We start from the raw sequence: 12,495 nt of genomic DNA on the forward strand, positions 1-12,495 counted from the left end.
TTCGTCCTGAGCCAGGATCAAACTCTCATTAAAAGTTTTGATTCAAACTCAAGCTATTGCTAGCTTTCCGTTTTATTGTTTTTGTTTTGTCATTGACGATTTATCCTTAGATAAATCACCCTGCACGTTTGGTTCGTCTTCTTTAATTTTCAAAGGTCTTGCCATTGTCGCGTCCTTGCGACAACTATCTTAGTTTATCATTTCTTCAAGGGCTTGTCAACACTTTTTTGAAACTTTTTTTCGTTTCCTTTGTATCGAACTCCCTCAAGAGACAACTCAATTATTCTATCATCTTCACTTACTATTGTCAACTACTTTTTTTAAAAAAATTTTTTTCGTTTTTTTAGCTTGAAATTTGGGCTGAAATTTAGGTAATAGGCACATTCTCATTTTAACTCATCAATGAAGGACATTTGATGAGTTGCAATCGATGATTTGTATAAACTTGAATATAGAAATAGTAAAAGCCGCAAGTTCTCTTGCGACTCAACTGTAATTCATATTTTATATTATTAGCGAACTTCAAGTAGTCCCAAATCACCATCTTCACGTTTATACAATACATTAGTTGTTCCGTCATTTGCATCTGTATAGATAAAGAAATCATGACCGAGTAACTCAAGTTGCAAGATTGCTTCTTCCATATCCATCGGTTTCAAATCAACTTGCTTTGTACGAACAACTTTTACTTCATCTTCTACTTGTTCTACCAATTCGTCTGTAAAGACTTGACCAGTTGCCACTTTTTGGCGATGTTTTCTTTCAATTTTTGTTTTATTACGACGGATTTGACGTTCAATTTTATCAACAACAAGGTCAATTGAGCCATACATCTCTTGTGAGGTATCTTCTGCTCTAAGTGTTATTCCTCCAACCGGAATCGTAACTTCTACTTTTGCTCGTTTATCTCTATAGACCTTGAGATTTACTTTGGCATTTAATTCTTGATCTTCAGCGAAATACTTTTCAATTTTTGCTACTTTTTCTTCAACGTATGTACGAAGAGCTTCTGTTACTTCAAGGTTTTCTCCACGAATACTGAATTTAATCATATTTGTACCTCTTTCTTGGCTTTCGCCTTTCTTCACTATTATTATACCATATCCTTTAAAAAATGCAACCGTTTTCTCATCTTGCTAGTGAAAATGTCTTGATTTCTTTCTTTCCTATTTTCATAATCGCATTTTTTGCCGATAATAGTGTCGATCCTGTTGTATATATATCGTCAACTAGTAGAATTTTTTCTGGGATATTTTTTTCATTTAGGAGAAAAAACTGTTGGTGCATTTCTAAACGCTCCTTCCTATTTTGCGATGATTGTTTTTTACTGTCCTGCTTTCCCAAAAGTAGTTCATAGGATATATTAGCTGCAGTCAATAACCCTTCTACTTGATTAAAACCACGTTCTTCTTTTCGATTTTCGCTAATTGGAATTGGAACAATTGTATAACCAGGGAATTGACTTAGTGCTATATTAATCTCTTTTGCAAAAACATTTCTTAAAATATAGTCCCCCTGAAATTTGTATTTACTAAAATAATTTGCCATTGCTTTATTGTATTTGAATAATGCAGTATGGGAAACTGACATTCCCTTACTTAACCAATATTGACAATCCGTGCAACGTTCGATAATTCCATTTTTATAGCAAAACGGACAATGTTTTTCTGATATTGCTTCAAAAGATGCTGAACAATCTGAGCAGATACCTGATTTTTTTCTACCAAAAATGAATATCTCCGAAAATTTTATCTGGTTTTTCAGGTTCTGGGAACAGAGCAAACAACTAGACATAACCTGCCTCCTTATTCATTTGTTTGATTTCTGCAATTGCCTTTTCAATTGACCGCGTACTTCCTTCATGAAAAAACAGAAGCAAGCCCGTCGGACGATCCATACTTCTTCCGACGCGACCTGAAATTTGCACAAGACTAGATGAGCTGTATAAGTAGTGATTGGCTTGAACGACAATGACATCTACTCCTGGGAATGTTACACCTCGCTCTAAGATTGTAGTAGAAATTAAAATTGTAATTTCTTTGTTGCGAAATCCTTCCACTATTTCAAGCCTATTGTCTGTCTGACTCGATACAAAACCAATTGTTTCTTCTGGAAAGATTTGTTCCATTATGCTTGCAAATTCCAATCCTTTCGAAATTTCTGGTACAAAAATAAGTAATGGATAGCCTGTTTCTCTTTGCTTTTGAATGGCATTCCTGAGTTTTGGAACTAATTTCTTTTTCTTCAAATATGTATCGAATTTGGAAAACCAGACCTTTTGCGGAACCACAAGCGGATTTCCATGAAAACGTCTAGGGAGACTGAGTTTTTGCAGTTTGCCTGATTTGACTTTTTTATCTAATTCATCCGTAGAGGTTGCTGTTAAAAATACTAAAACACCGTCTGCTTTAACTGCATTATCTGCTGCTCGATATAACATAGGGTTGTCTGCATAGGGGAAAGCATCTACTTCATCGATCAAGACCAAATCAAATGCCTGGTAGAACTTTAACAACTGATGAGTGGTCGCAACAACGAGTGGCGTTCTGAAATATGGGTCTGATTCCCCATGTAGCAGACTAATTGGGACCGAAAAATCATTTTGTAGTCGCTTATAGAGTTCAATACAGACATCAATTCTTGGACTGGCTAGACATACAGCACCTCCTTTATTAATTACTGATGCAACAGCATGGTACATCATTTCCGTTTTGCCCGCACCTGTTACAGCATGAACAAGCGTTGCTTGTCGTTTTTCCACATTCGCAACTAATCCATCTGATATTCGTTGTTGCCAGTCGGTCAGCACCCCCTTCCATAGAAGACAAGCATTCATTGAAAAATCTTTCTGTGGAAAATAGTAGAGTTTCTCATCTGTTCGAACTCTCCCCAAAAGGAGACAAGCCCGACAATAATACGCAGCATTTGGCAGCTTGTTTTCTTCCTCAAACGTTGTACCGCATCGGAAACAAGAATTCTTTCCTACTACACTGGAAATTGTTTTTGCTTTTTCTCTTTCTTCTGTCGTTAATTGGTATTTTGTAAAAAGTCTTCCATGGTAATTCTCTAGTTCATTCATCACTTATTTATTCGGAAATTCTTGTCAGCTTGTAAAAAAATTAGTACAATTTGATTATGAAAGAATTTAAGACAATTAAAAAAGATGGACTGGTTGAGGAAGAAATTAAGAAATCCCGCTTTATCTGCTTTATGAAACGAGTGACTAGCGAGGAGGAAGCTCGCGACTTTATCAACAAGATAAAAAAAGAACACTACAAAGCTAACCATAACTGCTCTGCATTCATCCTTGGAGAAAGTATGGAAATCAAGCGTTCCTCAGATGATGGGGAGCCCTCTGGAACAGCCGGCGTACCCATGCTAACCGTTTTAGAAAACCACGAGTTAACAAATGTTGTAGCTGTTGTCACTCGGTATTTCGGAGGCGTGAAATTAGGGGCGGGCGGTCTCATTCGTGCCTACGCAGGAGCAGTGGCTAATGCGGTGAAAAATATTGGAGTTGTAGAAGTCAAGGAACAAGAAGGAATTTCTATTATCATGTCCTACGCCCAATATCAAGAGTTTACAAATTGGAGAGCAGAGCAAGGCCTGGAAGAATTTGATACCCAGTTTACTACTGAAGTTTCATCCATGGTTTTTGTGGATAAGGATTGTTTAGAGCAAACCTTGGCAAGTCTAACTGAATTTTATCATGGAAAAATAACCGCAGAAAAAACCAACTCTCGAATTGTTGAGGTCCCAATCTATTAAAAAAAGACTATCACTGAGATAGTTTTTTTACTTATTATATAGCCGTTTATAGTTACAACTCCCCGACTACTCCCCGACCTCTGGACAAGGTCTTTTTTTATGTCCAAAAAATGCAATTTTGCAAAATGACCATCTCAAAAGCAAAGTCTATTCTTCAATTTTACCCATTTTGAGCGAATAGAAACCAAATCTAGCAACCATAATTGACAAAATCGCTATTTTGACAAAATACACTGTGTCTCGAGACCATTTTTAGCAACAAAAAAAGCCCAGCAAAAGCTGGGTTGAAATCTATTTGAATGTACCATAAGGCACAACATTACGTCGGTTTGACTCCTCGCCTGCTGCTACATACCGACGTACACCGCTACGGCTAACGTACGATACCCAAAAGTAACCGTCAGCAATATAAACAGAATCATAGTTAAATTGCTCGCCATAAGTGTAAGTGGCTACGACTTTACCATCAAGTCCAGGTTTGTCTCGGACATTGAGCAAAGACACTTTAACAGTCATTGTCCCTTGCTCGTCTTTGTATTTTCCGAGGTTGCCACTACTTGACTGAGATGGTACTGCAGTAGAATTGCTGTAAGGTGGATAAAACCAGCCGACAAGATTACTGATCTGTTGACTAGCATATTGAGCAGGACCACCGACCGACAAATTACCTACCAAGTTTTGCTCGATAGTTTGGACGGTATTGCCATTAACACCGATAATCAATCCGGTGTGACCATAGTTGATACCGTCACTTGCCCAGTAATTTTTGACGAAGATAGCCCCCGGACGTGGACGCTCTGAGGTTGGCATATAATGCACCTCGAATCCGTGTTGCTTGGCTGATTTAATCAAATCAATCGCATTGCCCCAAAGAGCCTTGCCGAAATATTTGCCACAAATCCAGTTTGGCAGGTCTACACACTGCTTGCCGTACCAACCATCATAGTCCACACCTTGACCGCGGTTGGCCAAGTCTTTGGCAAAGTTAACTACTTCATTTGCTGTTGTCATGTCCCGCTCCTTTCCACGCATCGTTCATCTCCTTGACAGCGCTCTCGATAAAGGTTTCTAGTTGAGTTTCGGTCATATAGATGTTGTATTTCTCCAATTGGCTAGTAATCCGTCGCTTGGCCATGTCTAACTTATCTACATGATGCTCTTTGTCAAGCTTGGCAATCTGTTCGACGGCATTAACAGCATTACGAGCCAAAATCTCAGTGATTTCAACGGCACGCTTACCGCCTCTTGTGATTAGATATTTTTTAACTTCATGCATTATCATTCCGCCGATAATGCCAATAATACCTGTTGCTGTACCTAAAATAAGCTCTGTTAAATGATCCATCTTTTACCTCCTACGGCATCATTCGTTGGTCTCTAACTTCTACCTTTAGTTCTGAGACCTGCTCTTTTAAATCCGCTATATCATTGCGAGTCTCGCTGGCCAAATTATTGACCGCTGTTGTCAAATGTTCCATGTGACGTTGATTGTCACTAGCAATTTGACGATTAGTTTCCATAAGTGCGTCATTCGTTTTTTGGAAATTGTTGATCAATCGCTTGACATGGGCATTTTGACTGACAACCATCGAGACAAGCATAACCGCGAGGATGACGACAACCACCCCCGCGATTTTATCTATTGTCCAAGAGGCTTTGATAGCCTCCCGAACGATGTCTTGTCCTGGCATAGGCTATTCTCCGTCGGCCACGCCGATTTCAGCCATTTCAACAAGTTCACGCACCTTCTCGCGATAACGTTTTGGCACTTGCTCCAAAGTAATCCATCCAAGTTGTACCTGCATTGCAAAATAGTTAATCATCATTGCTTCTCCTCCAATTAAAAAATCTTTAAATTTCTTCAACATCTTCTTCTGTTCCCATGACTGACGCGATTAGTTCATTGACCATCGCTGTTGTCGTCTTCATCATCTCTTCAACTCGTGTGTACTGAGTATTCGACCGCTCGAGTGATTCGTCAATTTGAGCTATCTTTGTACCTGCAAAATCCAACTGCTCACGCAATTCAGCATTAAGTGCTCTGTTTTGCTTGATAGATACCTCCAATTCATCAATTTTTTGGACCGATTCAGCCATGGCACGGTCTGCGTACTCTGACTTAAAGTAGGCCTCTTTGGCTAGTTCTACCAGTTCGACATCAGTCTTATTCAAATGATTTCCAACTATACGTTCGGTATAAGTTGCATATCCGCCTGTCGTCGACGCTATCTGGATTTCTGTATGGCTGACTTGATCATCAGTGTAAATTGGATACTTGCCAACTACATTCCAACTCCTCATTCGACTACCTCCACCGTCATATCATCGAGTCGTTTTAATAGCGACTCATTGTGTTTTTTTAAATTTGCGTTCTCTGCTTCCAGCTCATGGATGCGATTAGTAAGAGCTTGCTCTGTATTCGCTTGTTGGTCAACAGTCGCTTGCAAACTCTCATTTTGAGCTTCCAGTGTTGCGATAGTAATAGCTTTGCTTGCAATTTCAATTGCTAACTTTGATTGGATTTGTTCATTCATTTTACTTACTCCTTCTCCTTTGAATTATGTAAGTGGCAGACCTAGTTTTGAAGCGATAGATCTCAAAAACTTAATCAGATCAATCTTACCTTGGTTATCCCACTTAATGACTAGATAATCATTTTCATATCCGTATCCATGCCGGATACGAATCTCATCTCCGACAAGTTGAACCTGGTCTACAACTGTGCCGGAATATCGGCTTGGATTCGAACGGATAACACGGACACCAGCAAATGCTCCTGACGAATAATCATTTTGCGTGCCTGTATTATCTGCATTGACACCCATGGCAGTGTATACTCCATTGTAGGAATCATCCCTAAAATGGATAAATGCCGATGTACCGTTTTTTGTCCGGAAAAGTGTATTGTTTTCTGACTGAAACTCAATTTTGGCATTATCTTTAAATCGTATAAATGCATCATTAAGCCCTATTGTCATGGCTTCGTTTTGAGCGGTAATCGTTTTACCTTTCATCCACCCAATAAACGCATTCTCGATTTTAGCTTTGATAAATGCTGCATCAAGACCCTTGATATTAGACACGTCCAAATTGATGATTCTGGCTATACCTGCATCAATCTCACCGATATGTGCCGTACCGATTTGACCTTTGCCAATCTTAGCGGATGTAATCACACCGTCCTGGATGTATGTCTTACCAGTAATCTGCACGAGCTTACCGTCAATCTTAACTGACCCGTCTTTGTTTAGGTTGAGCTGATTGAGCACCGTACCAGAGTTGGTCAGATTTTTGATTGCATAAGACCCAGCAAGCGTGCTGACTTGTGTCTTAAGCCCATTAGAGCCAGATACTTCTGTGACTAACCCATTAGCCGTCTGCGTAACCTTGCTCACGTTGTCTAAGATACTACCTGTAGTACCAACGGCACCGATAGTACGTGTGTGACTGTCTACTGTGTCTGTGACATTGTGCAGAGCTGTGACGGTTGCTGTGTCATTTACAGATAGCACATAAGGTGTTGCTCTATCTCCTTTTTCGATTTTACATCGTGCATCATCTGGATAACTAACCCACAAATATTTGACATTCGTTGGTATCGTTATGGTAAAGACATTGTCCTCTCTTGCAAATCGACCGACATATGCAAAATTACTATCTAAATATGATACTCGCCAGAAATTATTTTTGCCAGATTTTGTAATCTTGCTAAATGTATATTTAGCCCCTACATCGACCAAAATCGCTGTTTTAATCGTACTGTTGTAAGGACCGACACTACTACCACTAGGGCTTGGATATGTCTCTGTGCCATACAGAATTGTGGCAGGAGTCGCATTATTTGTATCGAGCAAATTACGGTTAACTGCATCTCTCGGAATCAGCGCTTTAGTCTCGCTAATCGTACGACTAAAGCTATCTGCAGTCTCTTTGACCAGATTTTGTACAGTCGTAGCCAAAGCATAAGGTTGCAAAGCACTGCTTGTGATATAGCCACGACCTGTGATATTACTATCAACATCCGATTTAGTTTGATAGCCTTTGCTTGTCACAGTAGCGTTTACCTGAGAAGCTGTCTGATAGCCTTTAGATGTGATAGCTGACTCAACCTGCGTACTTGTCAGCCGCTTGGATATTTCCCCAGCATGAGCTTGAATAGTCGTCTCAGCGCTTGTCATACGTCCTGTCAGCGTATTGTAGTCGGTCTTTGAGACTTTAGCTGATAGCTCGTTATTAAGCGCTGTAATCTGCGTTGTGTGCTGAGTGATTGTGCTAGCGTTGCTGTTAGCTTTAGCCTGTGCACTGTCAGCTACTGCTTTAGCAGTATTGATACCAGATTGCAGACTGTTTTGCGTATTGGTTAGCTCAGTTTTCGTTGCAGCTAACTTGAGACCGTCAGCAGTTTTGGTAATGTCAAGTTTAGCGTTGGAAATTTCGGTGATAAGGTCTTCAACAGGTTTTTCCCAATAATCAGGAAAAATATCTCCAGTCGTTATCATCAACGCTCGCCAATGGAATTTACCAGATTTAGCACCATCAATTCTGACACTTAGTTCAAAACCGTTGATATTTGTGTAACTTTCTGCTGTAACCTTGCTTGATAGTTTGACGACACGATAGTTGTTGCCCGCTACTAAGTTTGTTGACCACTTATTGAAGAATGGATTATGCTTATCCCAATCAGTCCAAGTCACTTTGTTTTGTTTGTCAATGACAGCCCCCTGTATAAAGAAGCGTGGATTAATTGTGCTATCAAGCACAATGTCATCAGCTGACAAATAAACAAAGATATTGATAGTTGTCCCTGCATAAATCCCTGTGCTATCACCATAAAGGACTGTCGCTAATTTAGCGCCCCAATTGTTGTTACTGCTAATGGTAATAAAGCTATTCCACTGATCACTTGACCCAGTGGCTAGATTGCGCCCTGAAACTTTTGTCGGTATCTTTGCTTCAACTGCTGAAATAGTCTCTCGTGTTTGTTGAGCATTTTGCTCAACTTTATTTGACAGTTGAGTAAGAGTACCATCAGTAGAGTGCTTAGCTGTCTCAAGAGCAGCGACACGTCTATCGTTCGTCTCTTGATATGTAGCTAAGTTTGTTTTAGCTGTATTAGCCACTGTCTCAGTCGCTGTCAGACGTCTAGTTATACCAGCAGCATCTTCTTGATAAGTGCTCTTACCAACATAGTTATTAGCTGTCGCTGTACGCTCGGCTGTAATCTGTTTAGCTGTTTCTGTTTTAGCAGCTTCAAAGTAGGCTTGTGCACGAGTTCCCTCAGCGTTTTTAAACGTCTCAAGACTGGTTAGTCTGTTAGATAACTGCGTAGCTGTCTGATTGGCTTCGGTTTTATTTTGTGCGACCTTGCCATCTAGCGTGCTGATAGTGGATTGTAAGCCTGAATAATTTTGGTCAGCAGTCCGCTTGTACTCAGCAATTTGTTGCGCGATGTCCTCATCAGCAAGTGAGTGACCAGATGGTATAATATTACCTCTGACAAGTGTTGGCTTTTTAAATCGCATTTTACCGTTTTTTGTAAAATACAAATAAAAAGATTTTCCATCTAACACTAAATCTCTAGTAGCTTTAAAAGTTACAGCTAAATTAAACCACTTATCAGCCTGTCCTGCTATAGCTTGTGTAAAAATTGAAAGAATTAAAGAGTGATTTTTAATCGCTAAAGCTGCGCCTGCATCATTAGTGACAGAGCTATCTAAATAGACAGGTAAGAGTACCGAAAACTCTTCGCCAGCTTTTATGCTGTTGATACTTAAATCCCAACTAACACCACCCCAAGAGTTTGCTGTATAGCCAGTCGAAGTCAGCACGAAATAATCTTCTTCTGCTACTACTGTTGTATTTGCGCCATTTTGCTTAAATGGAAGTTTATCCGAATTAAGAATCAAGTTTTTTTGCCCAACCCTTAAATTCTCAAACCGCTCCGTCACCCCATCAATCCCGCTCTGCAAGTCAGCGGTTTTGCGATTGATACTATCAATCTGTCCTGTCTGAGCGTTGACTGTCTGCGTTAGGACCTCGTATTGGGCTCTGGTCTGGCTCAGAGTGTCCTCTACCGTCTTGGTCCGACTTGATACACTAGCGATGTTACCAGTGGCTTTGTTGACCGTTTTAGACAGCTCTGCGACAGTCGACCTCGTACCATCAGCTAGGGTTTCAACAGTTGATACACGGCTAGCCAATGCCGTCTGAGCTCGTGCTTGTTCCAAAATCTTGCTAGCTTGCAAGTTAAGGTCATTTCGCAAGGCTGTAGCACTTGCTTGGCTACCCCTGGCCTTTTGGTCAGCGCTAGCGATTGCCGTCTGCAGTTCAGACTTAGCTGTGTTTAACGCTTGACTAACCGTCGCAACTTGAGCTCGAGCATCTGCAATAGCTTCGGTTTTGACTTGGTTGGCTCTAGCAATTGCACTTGCTGCATCCGACTTAGCCTGGTTGGCAAGCGTTTCGACAGACTGGGTTTTAGACAGTATGTTCGCAACCTGCATGTCGTGTTCCTCAGATTGAGCTTGCATGGTCTCATTGACCTTGGCCACTTCTTCAGCAATTCGGTCTCTCAAAGCCTCGCTCTCATAAGTCCTTAAGATTTCTTCCCAGACCTCACCAGTCCATCGCAGCATGATTTTGTGTCCTTCATGCTCTGGATCTGGCTTGAACCAAATATCGTTAATCAGCACCTTACCTGGATACTTGACAGTAGGATCCTCTGTACCGTACCAGTTATTATTAAAACCGTCTGCACTCGGCAGATAATCAGGTAAGTTCTGGACAAAGTTCGAAAACTCGTTATTGACAAACTGCTCAACAGCCTTGTCCGCAATAGTTTGAGCTTTCGCTTCGTTACTTTCGCCAATTCGGTCTCCAAGCTTGATGTCGCTGGATTGATTATTCAGTCGGTTAAAGGTAATCTCGAAAATCCGAGTATCATAGTCCAATTTCTTGTCGTGCCGAACCACTCGAATCGTATCTCCAACCTTGACACCACGCAAATAGACACTAGATGTCTTCAAGGTCAACTGCGGACGTGCAGAATCCACTAAAGCCCTGTAAGTCCGTTCAATCAGTATTTCTGGATTCTCTTCTTCCGAAAAATCCACAAAGCCGATTTTAGGACGCATAGAGCCATCAGCGTTCTTGATACCATATTGCCGTGTCATCAAGGGCAATTCTAGGTATTTCTGCCCTTTAGGCTTATCAACTGGCTTGCCTTGTGTCCTTGACCAAACTACGTTTTCAAACGTGATTTTCCGACCGTAGCCGTCGCCTGTTTCCTCGCCCTTACCGCGACCGATAAGGGCAGTAAAGATGTTAGTGCGTTCCACCTCTTGTAAGATTTGCAAGGCATTGTGACCGTAGACCACACGCTTACCGACAGCCTGGCCAATCTTTTGTTTGAAGTCAATGTAACGAGCACCGATTCGATTGCCGTTCATTTCCACAAAAAATTGCATTTCCAGGTCCCAGACTACACAGACCTTTTTCAAGGCATCAAAAACAGACGTGTAGTAAAAATTGGTACTGTGTGGAGTGGTTTCGCCAACAAAACGAGCTTGCCAGTTGGTACCAGCAAGCAAGTCTGTAATCACATCACGGGCAAAGGTATTCTTTGGACGTTTGTCATAGACTGGCGACTTCCGAAGTTCCTCAATCCCCGATTGGACACCAATCAGCGTTGTCAGCTCATCAGAAAACTTCTGGGCCACGTAGAAATAATGGAAAGTGTGTGCATCTTCCATGGTCTGAATAGCCATGTACTCGACCTGTTCCAGTTCATCCGCATTCAGCCCTTTGAGTTCAACCGTCAATCGGTCAGACACGTAGCGTTCAGTGGTCAATGAGTACTTCTGCAGGGCAGTCTTGACAGCTGATTTCCTAACAATCTTTATCAGTTTTTCGTCTTTATCAAATAAATAAATCACGCTCTCTCATCCCTCCAAACTACATTTTTTACCGTGGCATTTCGTGCCGTAATCCTATCTCCGTTCTTGACCGTGAATCGTTCCAACGGGCTGAACCGCTCCAGCTCACTGAGGATACTCCTGCCGTTGTAAGTGGCAGTTACTTCCTCATCTCCAAACCTGACTACAATGTCTTTTCCTGCTGCGTATGATCCAGAGAAAGACAAAATCTTTGTGCCGTTGATAATCTGCACCTGGCTAACAGTCCCGGTCGGTGTGACCGTGATAGATTCTGGCAAGACTTCAATGGCATCAGATAAAGAAATCAGCCCAGTGGAGTTCTGGGCATTTTTCTTTTTGTAGCCGTCAGGCACTATCAGAGTGAACTTGCTGACAATGGAAAGAGATTTTTCCTCAATGTCATCCGCCCCACTAAAATAGCCATAATAGGTGTAAGTTGGTTCGTCCTTGAAGGTAATTTCCAGATACCCGCTACTTGCAAGAGTCCGCAAAATCCTGTTGAGTTTTGCGAACTTATCCCTCATGTCAGCGCTGGTTTTCGCTTCCAGTTGGTACTTGATTTCAAGCACCCGTTCATCATCAGACACATCTTCCACCCAGACACCACGGCGACCAGGTACAGAACTTGTCTTGACCGATTGACCAAGCAACCCCCTGCCTGTTACTGTCAAATGTCGGTAGCCCTCAACCAGTTGATTGAGAGGCACACCGTTGATGGACATGTTGTCGGAAGGGATAGATTCAGCGAGCTGAGTGCCTGTTGCTGTGTCTGTATAATCGTACATATCCCCTC

Annotated in this window: 12 protein-coding genes; 1 reads left to right on the forward strand and 11 read right to left on the reverse strand. The window is 41.4% G+C overall.

Annotation, left to right across the window (positions count from 1 at the left end):
* Window positions 1-512: 512 nt before the first annotated feature.
* The 3 genes from hpf to K6V43_RS05925 all read right to left on the reverse strand — a co-directional run bounded on the left by hpf (window position 513) and on the right by K6V43_RS05925 (window position 3,079).
* The gene (hpf, locus tag K6V43_RS05915) at window positions 513-1,052 is read right to left on the reverse strand and encodes a ribosome hibernation-promoting factor, HPF/YfiA family (RefSeq protein WP_024404153.1); all 540 of its coding nucleotides are present in this window, start codon (window positions 1,050-1,052) and stop codon (window positions 513-515) included.
* Between the two features lie 76 nt (window positions 1,053-1,128).
* The gene (locus K6V43_RS05920; protein ID WP_105126048.1) at window positions 1,129-1,794 is read right to left on the reverse strand and encodes a ComF family protein; all 666 of its coding nucleotides are present in this window, start codon (window positions 1,792-1,794) and stop codon (window positions 1,129-1,131) included.
* On the reverse strand, window positions 1,787-3,079 hold the full coding sequence (locus K6V43_RS05925) for an ATP-dependent helicase ComFA (RefSeq protein ID WP_222382192.1): 1,293 nt from the start codon (window positions 3,077-3,079) through the stop codon (window positions 1,787-1,789). Before K6V43_RS05925 ends, K6V43_RS05920 begins: the two co-directional genes overlap by 8 nt.
* A 56-nt stretch (window positions 3,080-3,135) precedes the next feature.
* Here K6V43_RS05925 and K6V43_RS05930 point away from each other — a divergent pair, with 56 nt between their 5' ends.
* The gene (locus tag K6V43_RS05930) at window positions 3,136-3,768 is read left to right on the forward strand and encodes a YigZ family protein (RefSeq protein ID WP_024391841.1); all 633 of its coding nucleotides are present in this window, start codon (window positions 3,136-3,138) and stop codon (window positions 3,766-3,768) included.
* Window positions 3,769-4,059: 291 nt separating this feature from the next.
* Here K6V43_RS05930 and K6V43_RS05935 read toward each other — a convergent pair whose 3' ends face one another.
* From K6V43_RS05935 to K6V43_RS05965, 8 genes are read right to left on the reverse strand one after another with little or no spacing between them, the layout of a single operon-like run.
* Window positions 4,060-4,779, reverse strand: coding sequence for a CHAP domain-containing protein (locus K6V43_RS05935; protein ID WP_222382194.1), 720 nt, complete (start codon window positions 4,777-4,779; stop codon window positions 4,060-4,062).
* The gene (locus K6V43_RS05940) at window positions 4,763-5,113 is read right to left on the reverse strand and encodes a phage holin (protein ID WP_222382196.1); all 351 of its coding nucleotides are present in this window, start codon (window positions 5,111-5,113) and stop codon (window positions 4,763-4,765) included. The genes K6V43_RS05935 and K6V43_RS05940 overlap by 17 nt, the downstream gene beginning before the upstream one ends.
* A gap of 10 nt (window positions 5,114-5,123) precedes the next feature.
* The gene (locus tag K6V43_RS05945; RefSeq protein WP_222382198.1) at window positions 5,124-5,459 is read right to left on the reverse strand and encodes a hypothetical protein; all 336 of its coding nucleotides are present in this window, start codon (window positions 5,457-5,459) and stop codon (window positions 5,124-5,126) included.
* A gap of 3 nt (window positions 5,460-5,462) precedes the next feature.
* On the reverse strand, window positions 5,463-5,594 hold the full coding sequence (locus K6V43_RS11505; RefSeq protein WP_261311789.1) for a CD1375 family protein: 132 nt from the start codon (window positions 5,592-5,594) through the stop codon (window positions 5,463-5,465).
* 25 nt (window positions 5,595-5,619) lie between these two features.
* Window positions 5,620-6,069, reverse strand: a complete 450-nt coding sequence (locus K6V43_RS05950) for a coiled-coil domain-containing protein (RefSeq protein WP_222382199.1) — start codon at window positions 6,067-6,069, stop codon at window positions 5,620-5,622.
* The gene (locus K6V43_RS05955) at window positions 6,066-6,302 is read right to left on the reverse strand and encodes a hypothetical protein (protein ID WP_222382201.1); all 237 of its coding nucleotides are present in this window, start codon (window positions 6,300-6,302) and stop codon (window positions 6,066-6,068) included. The genes K6V43_RS05950 and K6V43_RS05955 overlap by 4 nt, the downstream gene beginning before the upstream one ends.
* A 24-nt stretch (window positions 6,303-6,326) precedes the next feature.
* Window positions 6,327-11,702 carry a phage tail spike protein gene (locus K6V43_RS05960; protein ID WP_222382203.1) on the reverse strand — a complete coding sequence of 1,792 codons (5,376 nt, stop codon included), beginning with the start codon at window positions 11,700-11,702 and terminating at the stop codon, window positions 6,327-6,329.
* Window positions 11,699-12,487, reverse strand: a complete 789-nt coding sequence (locus tag K6V43_RS05965; protein WP_222382205.1) for a distal tail protein Dit — start codon at window positions 12,485-12,487, stop codon at window positions 11,699-11,701. The genes K6V43_RS05960 and K6V43_RS05965 overlap by 4 nt, the downstream gene beginning before the upstream one ends.
* Window positions 12,488-12,495: the final 8 nt, after the last annotated feature.

It is taken from the genome of Streptococcus suis, assembly GCF_019794615.1.
In the GTDB taxonomy this organism is placed as follows: domain Bacteria; phylum Bacillota; class Bacilli; order Lactobacillales; family Streptococcaceae; genus Streptococcus; species Streptococcus suis_AI.

Bases quoted from the DNA above. Each gene is read 5' to 3' on its own strand.
- K6V43_RS05945 (WP_222382198.1), bottom strand. From the start codon at position 5,459: ATGCCAGGACAAGACATCGTTCGGGAGGCTATCAAAGCCTCTTGGACA.
- K6V43_RS05965 (WP_222382205.1), bottom strand. From the start codon at position 12,487: ATGTACGATTATACAGACACAGCAACAGGCACTCAGCTCGCTGAATCT.
- K6V43_RS05935 (WP_222382194.1), bottom strand. From the start codon at position 4,779: ATGACAACAGCAAATGAAGTAGTTAACTTTGCCAAAGACTTGGCCAAC.
- hpf (WP_024404153.1), bottom strand. From the start codon at position 1,052: ATGATTAAATTCAGTATTCGTGGAGAAAACCTTGAAGTAACAGAAGCT.
- K6V43_RS11505 (WP_261311789.1), bottom strand. From the start codon at position 5,594: ATGATGATTAACTATTTTGCAATGCAGGTACAACTTGGATGGATTACT.
- K6V43_RS05930 (WP_024391841.1), top strand. From the start codon at position 3,136: ATGAAAGAATTTAAGACAATTAAAAAAGATGGACTGGTTGAGGAAGAA.
- K6V43_RS05925 (WP_222382192.1), bottom strand. From the start codon at position 3,079: ATGAATGAACTAGAGAATTACCATGGAAGACTTTTTACAAAATACCAA.
- K6V43_RS05955 (WP_222382201.1), bottom strand. From the start codon at position 6,302: ATGAATGAACAAATCCAATCAAAGTTAGCAATTGAAATTGCAAGCAAA.
- K6V43_RS05940 (WP_222382196.1), bottom strand. From the start codon at position 5,113: ATGGATCATTTAACAGAGCTTATTTTAGGTACAGCAACAGGTATTATT.
- K6V43_RS05920 (WP_105126048.1), bottom strand. From the start codon at position 1,794: ATGTCTAGTTGTTTGCTCTGTTCCCAGAACCTGAAAAACCAGATAAAA.
- K6V43_RS05950 (WP_222382199.1), bottom strand. From the start codon at position 6,069: ATGAGGAGTTGGAATGTAGTTGGCAAGTATCCAATTTACACTGATGAT.